This is a genomic window from Embleya sp. NBC_00888, assembly GCF_045207655.1.
Classification (GTDB): domain Bacteria; phylum Actinomycetota; class Actinomycetes; order Streptomycetales; family Streptomycetaceae; genus Embleya.
Window position 1 is genome coordinate 2329934 of the sequence record NZ_CP108784.1, and the last position, 18548, is coordinate 2348481.

Below are 18548 nucleotides of genomic sequence, written 5' to 3' on the forward strand. Positions count from 1 at the left end.
ATCCCGGCGGCTGCGCGAAGTTCCGCCGGACAGGGCCTAGTCGGGACGTTCGCCGGTCAGGGTCGGTCGCAGTGTCTCGATGACGGTCGGGTCCTCGATGGTGGAGGGCAGTACGGGCCGCTTGCCGTCCGCGATGTCGCGCATCGTGCGGCGCAGGATCTTGCCCGAGCGGGTCTTGGGCAGCGCCGGGACCACATCCACCCGACGCAGGGCCGCGACCGCGCCGATCGTGTCCCGGACCCGGAGCACCAACTCGGCCGCCACCTCGGCGGGCTCCCGATCGACGCCGGCCTTGAGCACGACCAGACCGCGCGGCACCTGGCCCTTGAGCTCGTCGGCCACCCCGATCACCGCGCACTCGGCGACGTCCGGGTGCGCGGCCAGCACCTCCTCCATCGAGCCGGTGGACAGCCGGTGCCCGGCGACGTTGATCACGTCGTCGGTGCGGCCCATCACGTAGACGTAGCCGTCCTCGTCCTTGCGCCCGCCGTCGCCGCTGAGGTAGTAGCCGGGAAAGGCGGTCAGATAGGACGCCACATAGCGCTCGTCGTCGCCCCACAGCGTACTCAGCGTGCCGGGCGGCATGGGCAGCTTGAGCACCAGCGCGCCGTCCACCCCGGGCGGGACCTCGACGCCCTGCGGGTCCAGGATCCGTACGTCGTAGCCGGGCACCGGCAGGGTCGGCGAACCGGGCTTGGTGGGATGCGGTTCCAGGCCCATCGGGTCGGCCACGATCGGCCAACCGGTCTCGGTCTGCCACCAGTTGTCCACCACGGGGATGCCGAGCAGGTCGCCCGCCCAGCGGTAGGTCTCCGGGTCGAGCCGCTCGCCCGCCAGGAACAGCGTGCGCAGCGCGGACAGATCGTGTCCGGCGAGCAGCTTCCCGTCCGGGTCCTCCTTCTTGATCGCCCGGAACGCGGTCGGCGCGGTGAACAACATGGTGGCCCGGTGCTCGGCGGCGACCCGCCAGAACGCGCCCGCGTCCGGCGTGCCGACCGGCTTGCCCTCGTACAGCACGGAGGTGCAGCCGGTGAGCAGCGGCGCGTAGACGATGTACGAGTGGCCGACCACCCAGCCGACGTCGGACGCGGTCCAGCTCACCTCGCCGGGCCGCACGCCGTACACGTTCTCCATCGACCAGCGCAGCGCGACCGCGTGTCCGCCGTTGTCGCGCACGATGCCCTTGGGCGGCCCGGTGGTGCCGGAGGTGTAGAGGATGTACAGCGGGTCGCCGGCCGCGACGGGCACGCACTCGACGGGTTCGGCCGTCGCCATCGCGGTGTCCCAGTCCAGGTCGCGTTCGGTCACATCGGCGGTGAGCTGGGGGCGTTGCAGCAGCACCACCCTGTCGGGCCGGTGCGTCGCCTCGGCCAGCGCCGCGTCCACGAGCGGCTTGTAGGCGATCGTGCGGGTGGGCTCGATCCCACAGGACGCGGCCACCACGACCTTGGGCCGGGCGTCGTCGATCCGCACCGCCAACTCGTGCGCGGCGAAGCCGCCGAACACGACCGAGTGCACCGCGCCGAGTCGGGCGCAGGCCAGCATCGCCACCACGGCCTCGGGCACCATCGGCAGGTACAACACCACCCGATCGCCCCGGCCCACCCCCAGTCCGCGCAGCACGCCGGCGAACCGTGCGGTCAGGTCCAGCAGTTCGGCGTAGCTCAGGGTGCGCCGCGTGCCGGTGAGCGGCGAGTCGTACACGATCGCGGCCTGTTCGGCGCGCCCACCCGCGACATGGCGGTCGAGTGCGTTGAAACACGTGTTCAACACACCGTCCGGGAACCAGCGGTACAGCGGCGCGGCGGAGTCGTCCAGGGCCCGGGTGGGCGGCGTCACCCAGTCGATCGCGGCGGCGGCCTCCAACCAGAAGCCGTCCGGATCGCTCAGGCTGCGCCGATGGGCCGACTCGTACGCCCCGCCAGTGTCGCGGCTCATCCGCGGTTCCTCCCGGTAGTCCGGTCGCGGCACCGGGTGACCGTGCCGTCTCGCCGGCAGGATCCCGACGCGACGGCCCGAAGTCAAGACGGACGTACTCGCGTTCGAGCACGTGGGCGGCGGGAGGCTGTGCCACGCCCGCGGCCCGGAGGGCCGGGAGGTGCTCCCGGGTCCGGGTCCGCGACGTCTCGGCCGCGGTGCCCTACCAGGCGCCGCCCGCGACCTGACGGGTGGCGAGGTTGATCCGGTTCCAGACGTTGACCGCGGCGATGGACAGCAGGAGGGCGCCGAGTTCCTGCTCGTCGTAGTGCTTGGCGGCCTCGTCGTAGATCGCGTCCGGGATCGGGTCACCGGTGTCGGCGACCCGGGTGACCGCCTCGGTCAGCGCGAGGGCCGCGCGCTCGGCGTCGGTGAAGTACGGGGCGTCCCTCCAACCGGCGACGGTGTCGATGCGCTCGTCCGCCTCGCCGGCCTTGCGCAGGTCGCGGGCGTGCATGTGCACACAGACGCTGCAGCCGTTGATCTGGCTCGCCCGCAGGTTGGCCAGTTCCAGGGTGACCTTGGGAACGCCGGTCTGTGCGGCGGCGGCGGCGAGGGCCATCAGCGCCTTCATCGCGCCGGGAACGACCATCGCGGGGTTGCCCATACGTGCTTCCATGACTGTGCTCCTCGAGAGGTGGTCTCACCGGTGGTCGTGTCCTCGCCTCCGGCTGCCGGCCCTGGTTTTTCGGTCCGACACAGCACTGACGGAGCCCGCCGGGAAAGTGTGACGCCCGAGGGAGGAAAGTTTCCGCTCCGTCGCGGGGACCCGCCCCCGCCGGGCCGGAGCGAGGTCCACCGCAGCCGCGTCCGGATCCGGGACCCAAGGGCGGATGCCGGCTCTCGTCTACGATCCTCGAGGGTCCACCGCGACCCGCCGAAAGGGAGGCAGCCCGCGATGCCAACGACCGCCGGTCATTCGGAATGGGCGTCCGACGCCGTCCTGGAGCCGTTGCGGCGCCATCTCCGCGACTCGTCCGCCGAGTTCTGGATCGGACCCGGGTGGTACCAGCTCGCGCTGCGCTGCCACGAGGCGGTGGCGGTGGAGTTCCCCGACTACGAACTCCTCGCCGTCAAGCAGAAGTGGGCGGCACTCGCCTTCCAGGCCAACCCCCACCCGTGGACCGCGAACGGCACCGCCTGGACCCCGGCCGAATCGACCCGCCTGCACGCCGTGACGGGGGAGTTCGATCGAATCTCCCGAACCGTCTGCGAGAACTGCGGTCGCCCGGGCACCCTCCGCGGCATGCGCCGACTGCACCTGACCCTGTGCGACGCCTGCGAGACGACGGTGCCACCCAACGGGCTCCGGTAGCGCACCGGAGCCGGTCGCGCCGTTACAGGCGGTCGTACCAGCCGGGATGGCTGTTGTGCAGCGCCGCCAGGGCCAGGACTATGCGGGCGTCCACGTGGCCCGGGGGGAGTTCGTACGAGTCGGTGGTGCCGACGCTGCCCAGGTATTCGAAGACGCGTGTGCCGTCGTGGCGCCAGATCGTGCGCAGCGGCAACCTCGGTGCCTTGCCGCCGAGTACGGCCACGGCCATCATCAGGCCCCACAACGGGCACAACGCCCACCACGCGATCCAGCCGAACGTGGTGCCCTTCGCCGCGTGCAGCGTGGGGCCCTCGGCCGGGCGGATCGTCCAGGACGTGCGGCGCAGCCGGCGGATGCTGCCCTGTTCGCGATGCACCGTCGCCAGGTGCTCGCCGGCCGGGCCGGTGACGCTGTAGACCGCGTAGTCGGCGGCGGCCGAGTACGTACCCACCGCGGCGATCCGCTGTCGGCGGGCTCGGTCCGCCCACAGGATCAGGTGCCGGGAGGGGGAGCTGCCCATTCCGTCGGTGGGGGCCGTGTCGATGTACGCGATGTCCTCGTAGTGCCGTTCGCCCTGCGGGCGGATCCGGACGATCGGGCCCACCCACGTGTGTTCGGGAACGTCCCTGGCTTCATCAGCCTGGAGCGCGCGGCGTACCTCGATTGCGGCACCCGCGACGGTGTGAAGCGCGACGGTCATGTGCGTCCAGAGTTCGGAAAACGGCCGGTCCGAACAGCAGCGTAGACAGCGTGACAACCCCTTGGGGAGCGAGGGAGCGAGAACTCCACCAAAGCATGGACCGGCCGGCCGGATTGTGCCGGTCCGGCCGGTCCGAAGTGCGGGCATCCGAGCGGTTGTCGCCGATTCAGCCGCGCTGCGGCACGCCGGTCGCGAAGTCCTCGCGGTGGTCGTGGGCCCACTCGCGGAAGGTGCGGCCCGGCCGGCCGGTGATCGCCTCGGTGGTGCCGGACACCGGCTCGGGCTCGACCGCCGACTCCCACAGGTCCAGCAGCGCGTTCGCGTAGCCGGGCTGCATGTGCCGGGTCAGGCCGGCGAGCGCCTCGTCCCGGGTGACCTCGGTGAACGGCAGTTCGCGGCCCAGGACATCGGCCAGGATCGCGATCTGCTCGACGAAGGACAACGATTCGGGGCCGTTGAGGTCGAGTGTCTCGCCGAGGTGGTCGCCGGCCACGAGCACGGCGGTGGCGACGTCGGCGATGTCGTCCTCGTGGATCGGGGCGACCTGGGCGTTCGGGTACGGGAGTTGGATGCTGCCGGTGCCGAGCAGTTGGTACTTCCAGCCGATCGCGTTGCCGGCGAAGGCACCGGGACGGAGCACCGTGTGCGGGATCCCGGACTCGGCGACCGCGACCTCGACCGCGTGATGGCTCGCCGCGAGCGGGTTGCCGCTCGGGTCGGGCGCGGCCGTCGAGGCGGAGGACAGCAGCACGATGTGCCGGACGTCGGCGGCCCGCGCCGCCTCGACGAAGGCGGCGATGCCGGCCGCCTCGGCGTACAGGAAGACGCTGGTGACGTCGCGCAACACCGAGGCGGCGTTGTCGGGTTCGCGGAGCGAGAGGCGGACGGCTTCGACGCCGGCGGGCGGTTCGAGGTCGGTCGGGTCGCTGCTCGCGATCCGGACGCCGTGGCCGGCGGCGACCAGGCGGGTGAGGACGCCGCGCGCGACACCGCCGCGGGCTCCGGTGACGAGGGTGGTCATGGTGACTCGTTTCCTTGCTGGGTGAGTTCTTCGTGGACCGGGCGGCCACGGTTCCTTCGTGGGCCCGGCGGCCCGGGGCTCTTCGTGGACCGGCGAGCCACGGTTTCGCGTCGACCCGGCGGCCCAGGGTTCTTCACGGACCGCGGTCGACTCGCCGACCCGCCGGGCCGCCGGGAATGGCAACTCGGCGCGAGGGCCTAGCCCTCGTGCGGCCTGGCGTGCCGCGGAAGCAGGAACACCAGGCCGGCGGCGAGCAGGCCGAGGCCGGCCACCGCGAGTGCGCCGACGGCCATGGCGGTGGAGGCGCTGTGGTGTTCGGCGAGTTGGAGGAACAAGGTGGTGATGCCGGCCACGCCGAGTGCGCCGGCGAGTTGTTGCATCGCGGACAACGACCCGGAGGCGCTGCCCAGTTCGTGGTCGGCGACACCGGCCAGGATGACGTCGAACAGCGGGGCGAACACGGCGCCCATGCCGAGGCCGGCGACGAACAGCGGGGCGATCAGGTGCCCGCCGGTGGTGTCCGAACCGTAGTGGGTGACCACGGCGGCGAGGGCGATCAGGCCGGTCACGTTGACGCCGGCGCCGATCAGGAGCAGGTTGCGGCCGAGCCTGGGGATCAGTTGGAAGCCCGCGATCGAGGCGACCACGATGCCGACGGCGATCGGGGCGAGGGTGAGGCCGGCGGCGAGCGGGCCGAAGTCCAGGTGCAGTTGCACGAACAGCGAGGTGATCAGCATGAAGCCGGCGGTGCCGGCGAAGAAGACGAGGCCGAACAGCATGCCGGAGGTGTAGGCCCGGTTGCGCAGCAGGGTGGCCTCGATCAGCGAGTGGGCGCTGCGGCGTTCGCGCAGGATGAAGCCGGCGAAGGCGGCCAGGCCGGCGCCGAGGCAGCCGAACGTCCAGGCGGGCCAGTCGGCTTCGGGGCCCTGGATGAGCGGGAGGATGACCAGCGTCGAGGCGAGCGCCAGGAGCGCGGCGGCGAGCACGTCGATCCGCACGCCGGGGTTCGGGGCGTCCTTGGGGATGTAGCGGAGTCCGCCGAGCACGGCGGCGAGGCCGAGCGGGACGTTCATCAGGAAGATCAGCCGCCAGCCGGTGCCGAACAGGTCGAGGTGGATCAGCGCGCCGGCCAGAATCGGGCCGCCGACGGCGGACAGGCCCAGGATCGGACCGAACGCGGCGAACGCCTTGCCGGTCTCGGCGGGCGGGAAGACCGACTTGAGGATGCCGAAGCCCTGCGGGATGAGCAGGGCGCCGAAGGCACCCTGGGCGATGCGGGCGGCGATCAGCAGTTCCGGCGCCGGGGCCAGTGCGCACAACAGGGACGCCACGGCGAAGCCGCCGGCGCCCAGCAGGAACAATCGGCGCCTGCCCCAGCGGTCGCCGAGTCTGCCGCCGACGACGAGCAGCACGCCGAACGCGAGCGTGTAGCCGGAGGCGAGCCACTGCAACAGCGAAGCGCCGCCGCCGAGATCGTCGCGGACGGACGGGCCCGCGACGTTGGTCACGGTGCTGTCGAGCAGGTCCATCACCTCGGCGACGAGCACGATCGCCAGGATTCGCCACCGCCAGGCGTACGCGGCGGGCAGCGGGGTCTCGGTGACGGGGGCGGACGGGACGTCGGTGGTGGTCATCGGTACTCCTCGAAGGGTGGGCGGTGCGGCTCACCGCCCTGCGGAGTGCCGCACGACGAGCCATGTTCGTGACGAACGATGTTCGCAACGAACAATGTACGTAGCGAACAGTGTTCCGTCAACGCGTATACTCGGGGCATGGCGAAAACACCCGGCGAGTCGCGCCCATCCACCCCTGCCGCTCCGGTCAGCCGGCGCACCCGCCCGGCGAAGGCCGCGCTCAGTGCGGACGCGCTCGTGTCCGCCGCGCTCGCGATCCTGGACGCGGACGGCCTGGAGGCGGTGACGATGCGTCGGGTCGCGCAGGCGCTGGACACCGGCGCCGCGTCGCTGTACGTGTACGTGGCGAACCGGGACGAGCTGCTCGCGTTGGTCTACGACCGGGTGCTCGGCGAGATCCCGCTGCCCGCCGTCGCGCCGGTCGGCGAGCCGTTCCCGCACTGGCGCGCGGACTTGGGCACGCTGATCCGGGAGGCGATCACCGTGCTCGGCGCCCACCGCGGCATCGCGACCGTGGCCCTGGGGGACGTGCCGACCGGCCCCAACGCGCTCGCGCTCGCCGAGGCGATCCTGGGTCTGCTGGCCGGCGCGGGCATCGACGACCTCACCCGCTCACTCGCGCTCGACCTGATCAACCTGCACATCACCGCCGCGGGGGCGGAGGAGTCCGCGTACGTCGACAAGGGCGCCGAGGGGCAGACCGAGGAGAGCGCGGTCGCCGCGATGGACGAGGCGTTCGGCCGACTCTCCGCGACGGACTACCCCCACCTGGTCGCCATGCGCGAAACCCTCACCCAGGTCTCCGGCGACGACCGCGACGCGTGGGCGATCGAGGTCCTCCTGAACGGCATCCTCGCCACCCCGGCCCCCGACTGACCGACCGCCTCGTCCGGCGGGTCGCTCGCGGCGCGCCGACCGCCGCGCCGCGAGCGACCCGCCGAACTCCCCGCCCCCTGCGGGCGCCTCCGTGGTGTCCTCATACGCGCTCCGCACGGCTCGGCTCAACACCGGATTCGTCGCCGGGAGCGGCCCGTGTCCGCTGCGTCGATCGAACGCTCAGGCCACGTGAAAGGACATGTCGCCGATGTTCACGGTCACGTCGAGGCGACCGCCCAGCGCGGCCGCGTAGGAGCGCAGCGTCTCCAACTCCATGGCGTCGAGCTCCCCCGTCTCGATCTGCGAAACGCGCGATTGTGATACGCCGAGGATCGCCGCGACTTCCGCCTGCGTCTTGCCCAACGACTTACGGAGCTCCTTCAGATGAAAGCCGACGACATAGGCATCGATGTCGGCCCGTGCCCGTGATTGCACGCCTGGATCGGCCAGCGCGGGATTGACCCGCCGGGCCTCCGCCTTGACGTCCTGCCAGCGCCGTGCGGGACTCATGAACGCCTCTCCTTCTGCTCCTCGCGATACTCCCGAAAGCGGGCTTCCGCGAGCGGAATCGCCTCGTCGTACCAACGCGACCATTGACCGGCCTTGTCGCCGGCCACGAGGAAGATCGCCTGCCGGTCGGGATCGAAAACAAACAGTATGCGAATCTCCGTGCGCCGCCTCGAAGCCGGACGCAGTTCCTTGAGGTTCGACAGGCAACTCCCTTGCAGGGTGTCCACGAGCGGGCGGCCCAACGTCGGCCCCCGCTGAGCCAGTAGATCGATGGCCTCCACGATGAGGGCCGCCGAATCCGAATCGGTCTCGCACAGCTTCAGGAACCAGCTCTCCACCGGTTCGAGAAGGCAGATCTCCCATGACACTCGCCAAGTATAACCTCTGGCTTATATTTGTGAGGCCGGTGCCCACACATGACCGTGAGGCGAGTCGCGCGGGGCGGCGCGGATCGGTGTCGAAGGGCCCGGGGGCGTGGGCAGATGATCACAATGGGCGTCATGGTTGATCTCGCCGAGTCCTCGTCGCCCGCTCCACGCCGCCCGGATCCGGGCGGCGTGGTTCGTACCGCGTCGGAGCTGGAGAAGCTCCGGGGTGTGCGCCGGATGAAGGTGATCGCCACCGGGTTCCTGGTGTTCGCGACCGTGTTGTACATCCTCGCGCGGTGGGCCGAGGCGCGCGGGGCGGGCGCGTGGGCCGGATATGTGCAGGCCGCCGCGGAGGCCGGGATGGTCGGCGCGATGGCCGACTGGTTCGCGGTGACCGCGCTGTTCCGCCGCCCGCTCGGCCTGCCGATCCCGCATACCGCGATCATCCCGACCCGCAAGGACGCGTTGGGGCGCAACCTCGGCGAGTTCGTCGGGGAGAACTTCCTCTCCGACACGGTGGTGCGGCAACGACTGAGCCGGATGGAGGTGTCCCGGCGGGCCGGCACCTGGCTGGCCGCTCCCGGGCACGCCGAGCGGGTGACCGACCAACTGGGCGCGCTGGCCCGCGCGGCACTGACCGTGCTGCGCGACGAGGACGTGCAGACCGTGTTCGGACAGGCGATCACCCGTCGGGTGTCCGCGCAGGCGGTCGCCCAGCCGATCGGCGAACTGCTCGACCGGCTGGTCCGCGACGGCGCGCACCGGGGCCTGGTCGACCTGGTCGCGGCCAAGGCGCACGACTGGCTGGAGCAACATCGCGAAGCCGTCCTGCGAGTGGTCAACGAGGAGTCGCCGGGCTGGTCGCCGCGCTTCCTCGACCGGCAGATCGCCAACAAGGTGCATCGCGAACTGGTCCGGTTCGCGGGCGCGGTGCGGGACGACCCGGAGCACCCGGCCCGGCTCGCGGTGGACAACTTCCTCGCCGAGGTGGCCCGCGACCTCCAGCACGATCCGCGGATGATCGCCCAGATAGAGGGGTTGCGGGACCGCACCATCGCGCACCCGGCGGTCCAGGAGTTGATCGCGTCGGTGTGGGGCGCCGCGCGCGCGATGCTCGTAGAGGCCACCGAGGACCCGAACAGCGAACTGCGTAACCGGGTCACCGACGCCGTGCGCTCGCTGGCCGGTCGGCTCGCCGAGGACGCGCGCGTGCGCGGCAAGGCCGATCGGTGGATCGAGCAGGCCGCCGCGTACGTGGTGACCACCTACCGCGACGAGATCACCGCGCTGATCACCGACACCGTCGGCGCCTGGGACCCGAAGGAGACCAGCCGCAAGATCGAGATCAACGTCGGACGCGACCTCCAGTTCATCCGGATCAACGGCACCGTCGTGGGCGCGCTCGTCGGCCTGCTGATCCACACCCTGACCCAGGTATTGAGCTGACCCGAGCGCTCGACCGAGGCCCCGGGTCGGCCGAGCACCCGGCTGCTCGGCCGACCCGGGCCCGGGCTCCACGTACGGCATCGCGCCCGACCGCGCGCGCCTGCCGCCTGACCTGCCTGCCTGCCTGCCTGCCTGCCTGCCGCGCCCGATCCGCCCGCCTACCCGGACAGTTCCTCCGCGCGCGCCTTCGCCGCCCGCAGGTCCACCTTGCCCGCCGCCGTGCGCGGGATCGATTCGACGAAGTGGATGCGCTTGGGCGTCTTGTATCCGGCGATCCGGGTCCGGGCGTGCGCGGTGATCGCCTCCGGTGTCGGGTCGGTGCCCTCGCGCACCACCACGAGCGCGGTGACCGCCTGGCCGAAACGCGGGTCCGCAACGCCCACCACGACCGCGTCGAACACGTCGGCGTGCGACTTCAGCACGTTCTCCACCTCGTCCGGATAGACCTTCTCGCCACCGGTGTTGATCGTCGCGCTGCCACGCCCGAGCAGGGTGATGCCGCCGTCCTCTTCCAGCAACGCGAAGTCGCCGGGCAGCACCCAGCGGCGCCCGGCCGCGTCCCGGACGAAGGTGGCCCGGGTCTTCTCGTCGTCGCCGTGGTAGGCGAGCGGGATGTGTCCGCTGACGGCCAGTCGGCCGACGTCGCCGGACCCCGGCTTCACCGGCACCAGTCGGTCGTCGAGCACGGTCGTGGTGTCCGAGGAGGCGAACCGCGTGGCCGCGCCGACCGCGCCGGTCTGCCGCATGGCGGCGCCGGTCTCGGACGCGCCGAAGCTGTCGATCACAAAAATGCCGGTCTGTTCCAGCGCGGTGCGGACCGAAGCGCTCATCGGCGCGCCGCCGTTGCTGATCGCCTTGAGCGCGGACAGGTCGTGGGTGTCCGGGTTGGCCGCGAGCCAGTCCGCCAGCGGCCGGCCCATGCCGTCGCCGACCACCGCCATCGACAACGCCCGCTCGCGCGCCGCGAGCGCCATCACGGCGTCCGGGTCGAAGGCCCGGCCGGTCCACATCAGGAACGTGTTGCCCATGTAGAAGGTGTTCCACATCGACCACTGCCCGCCGCCGTGCATCATCGGCGCCAGGCCCAGCGTGGTCAGCCCCGCCGACTCCCGGACCGTGTCCCCCAGTTCGTCGGGCTTCGCCAACTTCGGCCGGCCGCCGCGACCGGCCTGGAGAGCCGCGAAGAAGATGTCCTCGCCGCGCCACAGCACACACTTGGGCATGCCGGTGGTGCCGCCCGTGTACAGGCCGTACAGGTCGTCCGCGGTGCGCGCGTCGAAGTCGCGGGCGGGCGAGGCCGCCGCGAGCGCGTCCTCGTAGCCGACGGTGTCCTCGGCCGGTTCGGTCGAGCCGTCCTCCAGGATCAGCACATGCCGCAGCGCCGGGAAGTCCGCCCGGATCGCCGTGGTGGCGCCGGCGAACGAACGCTCGGCGACCACCGCGACCATGCCCGAGTTCTCGTACAGGTAGCGCAGTTCCGCCTCGACGTAGCGGTAGTTGATGTTGATCGGCACGGCGCGCGCCTTGTGGCAGCCGATCATCGCCTCGACCCACTCCGCGCGGTTCCACGCGTGGATCCCGACGAACTCGCCCGGCCGGATCCCGACCCCGAGCAGGTGGTGCGCGAACCGATTCGCCCGCTCGTCGAGTTGACGGTACGTCAGTCGTACCTCGCCCGCGATCAAGGCGGTGCGGTCGGGAATCGCGTCCACCACGATCTCGAAGAGGTCGGCGAGGTTGAACGACGGGCTGACGGGCGTCATGGTCGGCTCCCACGGCGGATGAACGGATGCTTCCGAAGCCGGATCCGGGGCACGGATCCGATCCGGATCGAAGCAGGGATGGGCCAACTTACCCTTGACTCGATCAAAAGAATAGGTTCGCCAGGGCCGCCCGACACCACCCGCGCGGGCCCCGCCCGACGGCAGCGCGGGCCCGTCCTCGGCGCGTTGGCCGCGGCGCTGTTCTCGCCGAATTACCGTCGTCGCCCCCGACGGCAGGCATTCTCCGCGTGCGGCGACGCCGACCACTGGAGCGCGAGCGATCTCACCAGCCAGGAGTTCGCCGGCATCGCGTCGTTCGCGCTGCTCGTCGTGATCTTCCCGGCCGCGTTTTTGCGCCGACGGGACGCCCCCGGCCTCTACATCGCGGCGTTTTGGCTGTTCGCGGCCTTGACCGGCTGGTCATGCGGCACGATGACCGACGGGAAGATCATCGTCACCCTGTGGATCGTGCTCGGCGTGCCGGCCTCGGTCGAAATCGCCCGGGACATCCGCGCCCGCCGGGTTCCGGAATCGGCGCCGAGTTTTCCCCGTCATCCGACGCAACCCGGGTGAGCTCGCGCGCGTGAACATGATGAGGACCCGCCGGGGGATTGCCGTCCCTGACCCGGCGGGCCCGTTCATGCCGAAGTCTTCCGATGGCACATCACGTGCCCTTGAACTCCGGGGTCTTCTTCTCCGCGAAGGCTCGCGGACCGATCTTGGCGTCGTCGCTCATGAATACCCGCATTCCGATCTGCGACTCCAGCTTGAACGCATCTTCCTCGGTCAACTGGTCGGTTTCACGCAGAACGCGCAGGACTGCCTGAACGGCGATCGGACCGTTGGCGGCGATCTGGTGGGCGATCTCCTTCGCCTTCTCCAGTGCGCCGCCGTCCGGCACGACATGTCCGATCAGACCGAGCTCCTTGGCCTCGGGCGCCTTGATGTGGCGGCCCGTGAGCAGCAGGTCGGCGGCGACAGTGTACGGAATCTGGCGGCGCAGGCGCACCGCCGACCCACCGAGCGGGAACAGGCCCCAGCGGACCTCGGAAACGCCGAAGCGCGCCGACTCGCCGGCGACCCGGATGTCGGTGGCCTGGAGGATCTCGGTGCCGCCCGCGATGGCGGGGCCCTCGATCGCGGCGATCAGGGGCTTGGTGAGGGTGAAGCCCTTGAGGACCCACTTCATCACGGACATGTCCATGGCCGGCTTGCCGTCGCGGCCCTTGAACGCGTCGCCGGGCGCACGCCGACTCATCGCCTTGAGGTCGGCGCCCGCGCAGAACGCGCCGCCGGCGCCGGTGAGGATGGCGACCCGGATCTCCGGGTTGTCGTTGACCTCGTCCCAGGCGGCCTCCAGGATCTCGATCATCTCGCCGGTGACCGCGTTGCGGGCCTCGGGCCGGTTCATCGTGATGATCAGGACGTGGCCGTCCCGCTCGACCAGGGCGTGGGGTTCGCTCATGTCTGTTCGTCTCCAGGAATCACAGGGGTGCGGCGCCGACGCGGCCGGCACCGAAGGCGTGCTCGGACGTGGTCAGGCGAACTCGCCCGCGGCCGTCGCGGCGAAGCCCGCGCCGATCCGCAGCGCCTGCTCGGTCGCGCCGCCGAGCGAGAGTTCGAGCTGCTTGGCGTGGTTGAAGTAGCGGTGTACGAAGTGCTCCTCGGCCACGCCCATGCCGCCGTGCACATGGACCGCGGCGTGCGCGACCCGGTGTCCACCGTCCGCGGCCCAGAACTTCGCGGTCGCGATCGCCTCGGCCGCGTCCAGCCCCTCGGCCTCCTGCCACGCGGCCTGCCACGTGGTCAGCCGGATGCCCTCGACGTCGATGTACGCGTCGGCCAGGCGGTGCCCGACCGCCTGGAACGAGCCGATCGGGCGCTTGAACTGCACCCGCTCGCTCGCGTACTTCGCGGTCTCGCGCATCGCCTTCTCGGTCACCCCGAGCTGGGTCGCGCACAGCGCCAGGGTGGCCCGGTCGCGCAGCTTGCGAGCCGCGTCGGGGCCGCCCAGCGGGATGCCCACGGCGTGCTCCAGGGTGACCAGACCGGCGATCTCCTTGGCGGTGGTCAACTGGGGCTCGATCCGCACTCCCTCCGCCTTCGGGTCGACCAGGAACACCCCGCCGTGACCCGCCACGTCCGCGGACACCAGGATCAGGTCGGCCACGGTGGCGACCGGCACCCCGGTCTTGACCCCATCCAGGTGCCAGACCCCGTCCGTGTGCACCGCCTTGGTGGCGGGCGCGGCGCCGTCCCGACCGAACGGCTCGGCGAGCGCGTAGGTCAGGATCCTCGAGCCGTCCACGGCGCCCGGCAGCCAGGCCGCCTTCTGCTCGTCCGTACCCATGTGGTGCAGGATCGAGGCGGCGACCGCGATCGAGGGCCCGAACGGCACCGGCGCCAGCGTACGGCCGATCTGCTCCAGGATCAGGCACTGCTCGAAGATGCCGTAGCCCGAGCCGCCGAACTCCTCGGGCAGCCCGATACCGAGCAGGTTGGCCTTGGCCAACTCCGCCCACAGGTCGCGGTCGAAGCGCGGCTCGCCGCCCTCCTCGACCCTCTTGTCCAGCGCGGTGAGCGCCTCGTGGGTGACCCGCTCGCCGAGGATCCGCCCCGCCAGGCCCACCAGGTCCTGCTGTTCTTCCGTGTAACCGAAGTCCATTTCACCTGTCCTTGTCAGCGTGGTGACGGCGGGTCAGCGGGGCGGGCGCGGCAGGCCGAGGCCCAGCATCGCGATCATGTCGCGCTGTACCTCGTTGGTGCCGCCACCGAAGGTGAGGATGAGCGCCGTGCGGTGCATCTTCTCCAGTCGGCCCTGCAACACCGCGCCGGGCGAGTCCTGCTGGAGGTAGCCGTCCTCGCCCATGCACTCCATCAGCAGCCGGTATGCCTCGGTGGCGAATTCGGTGCCGAAGATCTTGGTCGCCGACGCGTCCGCCGGGCCGACCTTGGTGCCGTGGTCGACCGACCAGGCGATCTTCCAGTTGACCAGCTTGAGGAACTCGACCTTGGCGTGCACCCGGCCGAGGTTGGCCTGCACGTGCTCGCGGTCGATCACCCTCGAGCCGTCCGGCAGCACCGTCTGCTCGGCCCAGCGTCGGGTGTTGTGCAGCGCGAGCTGGATGCTCGCGGCCGAACACAGCGCCACCCGCTCGCGGTTGAGCTGGCCGGTGATCAGCTTCCAGCCGCCGTTGAGCTCACCGACCATCGCGGAGGCGGGCACCCGCACGTTCTCGTAGAACGTCTGGGACGTGGTCTGGCCGCCCATGGTCTTGATCGGGGTCCAGGAGAAGCCCTCGGCGTTCGTGGGCACCAGGAACATGGTCAGGCCCTTGTGCCGCGGCGCGTCGGGGTCGGTGCGCGCGGCCAGCCAGACGTAGTCCGCGACGTGGATCAGCGAGGTCCACATCTTCTGGCCGTTGATGATCCAGTCGTCGCCGTCCCGAACCGCCTTGGTGGTCAGGGCGGCCAGGTCGGTGCCCGCGCCCGGCTCGGAGTAGCCGATCGAGAAGTGCATGTCGCCGGCGAGGATCTTGGGCAGGAAGAAGTCGCGCTGCTCCTGCGTGCCGTACTCCATCAACGTCGGGCCGACGGTGTTGATGGTCAGCAACGGCACCGCCGCGCCGGCCAGAGTGGCCTCGTCGGTGAAGATCAGCTGTTCCAGCATCGTGCGGTCCTGGCCGCCGTATTCCTTGGGCCAGCCGATGCCCAGCCAGCCGTCCTCGCCCATCTGCTTGATGACGCGGCAGTACGCGCCGTCCTTGCCCGTCAGGCTGGTCTCGCCCGCGGCCTGCTCGGCCCGGATCTCCGGGGTCATGATCCGCGCGAAGTACTCGCGCAGTTCCCGCCGCAGGTCCTCCTGCTCGGGTGTGTAGGTGATGTGCACGTGATCTCCCTGGTAGCCGTGGAAAGCACTGACAGCCGGTGGTCGATCGCCGGTTGCCGGGACGCGAAGCCGATCGCCGGGGCCGGCCCGGCGCGGGCGGGGCGCCGTCGGATCAGCCTCTGGGCAGGCCCAGGATGCGTTCGGCGACGACGTTGAGCTGGATCTCCCGGGTGCCGCCACCGAGCAGGACCGCCGGCAGCGAGAGGTAGGCGGTGAGCAGTTCGCCCCCGAGGTCGTCGTGATGGGTGCCGCCCGCGCCGATCCGGTCCAGGCGCGCGGTGACCACGGCCCGCTGGTGTTCGGTGACCGCGAGTTTGAGCACGCTGGAGGCGGCGCCCGGGTTGAGCCCGGACAACTGCTGCAGGGTCGAGCGCAGGGTCAGCGCGCGCAGCGCCAAGTGCTCCGCCGCGAAGCCGCCCAGCCGGCTCGCCACCGCGGTGTCCGCCCACGCCGCGCCGGTCTCGCCGAGGTCGGCGAGCAGCTTGCCGAACGCCTGCATGCCCGGCCCACCGGCGATCATCACCCGCTCGTTGGCCAGCGTGGTGCGGGCGATCCGCCAACCCGCGTGCACGTCGCCGACCACCTGGTCGTCGGCCACGAACACGTCGTCGAGATAGACCTCGTTGAACTCCGACTGACCGTTGGACTGCTTGAGCGGGCGCACGTCGATCCCGGGCGTGGCCATGTCCACGATGAAGTACGTGATGCCCTTGTGCTTGGGCGCGTCCGGGTCGGTGCGAGCCAGGCAGATGCCGAAGTGCGCCTCGTGCGCCTTGGAGTTCCACACCTTCTGGCCGTTCAGCCGCCAGCCGCCGTCGACCTTGGTCGCCCGGGTGCTCAGCGACGCCAGGTCGGAGCCGGCGCCCGGCTCGCTGAAGAGCTGGCACCACACGATGTCGCCACGCAGCGTGGCCGGCACGTAGGCGTCGCGTTGTGCGTCGGTGCCGTGCGCCATGATCGTGGGCAGCGCGAACTCGCCGATGATCGTGCTCGGCGAGGTCAGCCCGATCCGGGCGAACTCCTGCTGGATGACCACCTGTTGGGCGGGGCTCGCGGCGATCCCGTAGGGCTTGGGGTAGTGCGGCGAGACGTAGCCGAGTTCGGCCAGGCGCCGCCGACGGGCAGGCTCGGCGAGGGCGTTCGCCTCGGTCAGGTGCGCGACCACCTCGGTCCGGAAGGCGGTGATGGCGCCCTCCTCGAGTTCGAGGTCGAAGCGCCGGGTGGGGCCGCCGCCGACGCTCTCCAGCGCGGCCCGGCCGAGCTGTGCGGTCCACTCCCCCGACGGGCCCAGCCACTGGGCCAGGAAGACCGCGCGGCGCCAGTACAGGTGGATGTCGTGTTCCCAGGTGAAGCCGATGCCGCCGAGCATGGTGATGCAGTCCAGCGCGACCTCGCGGGCGAGCGGCAGACACACCACGGCGGCCTCGGCGGCGGCCAGGCGCAGTTGCTCGTCGGCGTCCTCGGCGGTGTCGTCGGCGGCCCGGGCCGCGTCCCAGGCCGCGGCGGTGGCCAGTTCCAGCCGGGTGAACAAGGTGGCGGCCTTGTGCTTGATCGCCTGGAACGAGCCGACCGCGACGCCGAACTGCTCGCGGATCTTGACGTAGGCGAGCGCGGTCTCGAAGCACCAGCGGGCCACGCCGACCGCCTCGGCGGCGGCGAGCACGGCGGCCAGGTCGCGCACCTGGGCGGTACTGATGCCGGTCAGCACCTGGGACGCGGTGATCTCCAGGTTGTGCGTGCGCACCCGGGCCACGCCGCGGGCGAGGTCGACCGGGTCCAACGGGGTGACCCGGATGGTCTCCTTGTTGTCGGGCTTGACCACGAACCAGATCTGCTCGTCCCGGCCGGGGTTGGTGTCGGTGCGCGCGCCGAGCAGCAGGTAGTCGGCGCCGACCCCGCCCAGGACCGGTTCGGCGATGCCGTTGATCTCCCAGCCGACCTGGGTCTGATGCGCGGTCAGGCCCGGTGCGACGGCGACCGCGCCGGTGGCGCCCTCGGCGAAGCGCGGCAGCAGGGCCTTGCCGACCTCGGGCGCGGCGTACCGGGCCAGGACGGCGCCGGTCAGCACGGTGGACAGGTACGGGCCGGGCAGCAGGCCGCGGCCGGCCTCCTCGAGGGCGACGGCGAGTTCGAGGACACCCGCGCCGGCGCCGCCGTGCTCCTCGGCGAGGTGGACGGCGGTCAGGCCCTGGCCGACCAGGGCGTCCCAGCAGTCCGGGAGCACCCCGGCGGACAGGTCGTCGGCGGCCCCGCGGGTGGCCTCGATCGAGGCGTGGCGAGCGACGAAACCGGCGACCGATTCCGCGAACGCCCGGTGCTCGGTGGCGAATCCGATCGGCACTGTGTACTCCCTCACCAATACTTGTCTCGATCAAGTAAGCGGACAGGCTACCTGACTGGATCCGGCGTCGCCAGATCCGCATCCGAGTCGCCGGTTCACCGGCGCCCACGCCGACGTGCGCACCGCCGCCACACCCGGACACCGCGCCACACCCGCCGCGCGGTCGGCCCTTCGGCCGCCGTTCCGTCGCCGGGGTGCGGACGCGCCGGTCAGCTCGGGCGCGTGGACGGCAGCCCGAGCTTGCGGTGGTCCCAGGAGACGACCCGATCCGGGACGACCTTGATCACCACGCGCTTGTTCAGCATCATCTCCACGGCCGGGCGCATCTCCTCGGTGTACGGCGCCGCGTAGCGGCCGAACACGCTCACCCCGAGCTCCCAGATCCGCTCCGGCTCCTCGACCACCTCGGCCTTGCCGACGATGGACACGCCGCGCAGTTCCTCGTAGTACTCGCCGGCCTCGACCAGGCACGTGATGGTCGAGTTGCGGCGCACGTTGAGCACCTTCTGCGCGCGGGCCTTGCTCTCCAGGCCGACCTCGCCCTCGATGAAGCCGTACCACATGCCGACCGAGTGGATGCTGCCGTCGGCGTTGAGCGTGGACATGGTCATCGAGTGCCGCTCGGCCAGGAAGTCGGCGATCTCCTGCTCGGTCATCCGGACCCGGTCGCGCTGCTTGACGCCGTGTCCCATGTGCTCGCCCATGCCG

General features: G+C 71.2%; 17 protein-coding genes. 4 read left to right on the top strand and 13 right to left on the bottom strand.

What is annotated here, in order from left to right; genetic code table 11:
* Nucleotides 1-36: 36 nt before the first annotated feature.
* Both OG948_RS09185 and OG948_RS09190 read right to left on the bottom strand, forming a co-directional pair.
* The gene (locus tag OG948_RS09185; protein WP_406295333.1) at nt 37-1938 is read right to left on the bottom strand and encodes a propionyl-CoA synthetase; all 1902 of its coding nucleotides are present in this window, start codon (nt 1936-1938) and stop codon (nt 37-39) included.
* Between the two features lie 202 nt (nt 1939-2140).
* Nucleotides 2141-2596: a carboxymuconolactone decarboxylase family protein gene (locus OG948_RS09190; protein ID WP_406295335.1), complete on the bottom strand. Its 456-nt coding sequence runs from the start codon at nt 2594-2596 to the stop codon at nt 2141-2143.
* Between the two features lie 279 nt (nt 2597-2875).
* On the opposite strand from OG948_RS09190, the gene OG948_RS09195 reads away from it, so the two are divergent.
* A complete protein-coding gene (locus tag OG948_RS09195; protein WP_406295337.1) occupies nt 2876-3292 on the top strand; it encodes a hypothetical protein in 417 nt (138 codons plus the stop codon).
* 22 nt (nt 3293-3314) lie between these two features.
* Here OG948_RS09195 and OG948_RS09200 read toward each other — a convergent pair whose 3' ends face one another.
* From OG948_RS09200 to OG948_RS09210, 3 genes are all read right to left on the bottom strand, one after another.
* Nucleotides 3315-3992, bottom strand: coding sequence for a hypothetical protein (locus tag OG948_RS09200; RefSeq protein WP_406295339.1), 678 nt, complete (start codon nt 3990-3992; stop codon nt 3315-3317).
* Between the two features lie 166 nt (nt 3993-4158).
* Nucleotides 4159-5013, bottom strand: a complete 855-nt coding sequence (locus tag OG948_RS09205; protein WP_406295340.1) for an NAD(P)H-binding protein — start codon at nt 5011-5013, stop codon at nt 4159-4161.
* 197 nt (nt 5014-5210) lie between these two features.
* On the bottom strand, nt 5211-6647 hold the full coding sequence (locus OG948_RS09210) for an MFS transporter (RefSeq protein WP_406295342.1): 1437 nt from the start codon (nt 6645-6647) through the stop codon (nt 5211-5213).
* A gap of 138 nt (nt 6648-6785) precedes the next feature.
* Here OG948_RS09210 and OG948_RS09215 point away from each other — a divergent pair, with 138 nt between their 5' ends.
* Entirely contained in the window at nt 6786-7523 is a 738-nt protein-coding gene (locus OG948_RS09215) for a TetR/AcrR family transcriptional regulator (protein ID WP_406295344.1), read from the top strand.
* Nucleotides 7524-7703: 180 nt separating this feature from the next.
* Here OG948_RS09215 and OG948_RS09220 read toward each other — a convergent pair whose 3' ends face one another.
* Both OG948_RS09220 and OG948_RS09225 read right to left on the bottom strand, forming a co-directional pair.
* A complete protein-coding gene (locus tag OG948_RS09220; protein ID WP_406295346.1) occupies nt 7704-8033 on the bottom strand; it encodes a helix-turn-helix domain-containing protein in 330 nt (109 codons plus the stop codon).
* On the bottom strand, nt 8030-8401 hold the full coding sequence (locus OG948_RS09225; protein WP_406295348.1) for a type II toxin-antitoxin system RelE/ParE family toxin: 372 nt from the start codon (nt 8399-8401) through the stop codon (nt 8030-8032). Before OG948_RS09225 ends, OG948_RS09220 begins: the two co-directional genes overlap by 4 nt.
* 132 nt (nt 8402-8533) lie before the next feature.
* Between OG948_RS09225 and OG948_RS09230 the strand changes: the two genes are divergently transcribed.
* Complete coding sequence (locus OG948_RS09230; protein ID WP_406295350.1) at nt 8534-9847, top strand: DUF445 domain-containing protein; 1314 nt, start codon at nt 8534-8536, stop codon at nt 9845-9847.
* Between the two features lie 158 nt (nt 9848-10005).
* On the opposite strand, the gene OG948_RS09235 is transcribed toward OG948_RS09230, so the two are convergent.
* Nucleotides 10006-11610, bottom strand: a complete 1605-nt coding sequence (locus tag OG948_RS09235; RefSeq protein WP_406295352.1) for an acyl-CoA synthetase — start codon at nt 11608-11610, stop codon at nt 10006-10008.
* A 186-nt stretch (nt 11611-11796) separates the two neighbouring features.
* On the opposite strand from OG948_RS09235, the gene OG948_RS09240 reads away from it, so the two are divergent.
* Nucleotides 11797-12183, top strand: a complete 387-nt coding sequence (locus tag OG948_RS09240) for a hypothetical protein (RefSeq protein ID WP_406295354.1) — start codon at nt 11797-11799, stop codon at nt 12181-12183.
* 91 nt (nt 12184-12274) lie between these two features.
* Here OG948_RS09240 and OG948_RS09245 read toward each other — a convergent pair whose 3' ends face one another.
* The 5 genes from OG948_RS09245 to OG948_RS09265 form a co-directional block, all read right to left on the bottom strand.
* The gene (locus tag OG948_RS09245; RefSeq protein ID WP_406295356.1) at nt 12275-13075 is read right to left on the bottom strand and encodes a crotonase/enoyl-CoA hydratase family protein; all 801 of its coding nucleotides are present in this window, start codon (nt 13073-13075) and stop codon (nt 12275-12277) included.
* A 72-nt stretch (nt 13076-13147) separates the two neighbouring features.
* On the bottom strand, nt 13148-14275 hold the full coding sequence (locus tag OG948_RS09250; RefSeq protein WP_406295358.1) for an acyl-CoA dehydrogenase family protein: 1128 nt from the start codon (nt 14273-14275) through the stop codon (nt 13148-13150).
* Nucleotides 14276-14308: 33 nt separating this feature from the next.
* Nucleotides 14309-15499 carry an acyl-CoA dehydrogenase family protein gene (locus tag OG948_RS09255; protein WP_406295359.1) on the bottom strand — a complete coding sequence of 397 codons (1191 nt, stop codon included), beginning with the start codon at nt 15497-15499 and terminating at the stop codon, nt 14309-14311.
* A 112-nt stretch (nt 15500-15611) separates the two neighbouring features.
* A complete protein-coding gene (locus OG948_RS09260) occupies nt 15612-17840 on the bottom strand; it encodes an acyl-CoA dehydrogenase (protein WP_406295360.1) in 2229 nt (742 codons plus the stop codon).
* 209 nt (nt 17841-18049) lie between these two features.
* Nucleotides 18050-18544, bottom strand: a complete 495-nt coding sequence (locus OG948_RS09265) for a pyridoxamine 5'-phosphate oxidase family protein (protein ID WP_406295362.1) — start codon at nt 18542-18544, stop codon at nt 18050-18052.
* Nucleotides 18545-18548 lie beyond the last annotated feature (4 nt).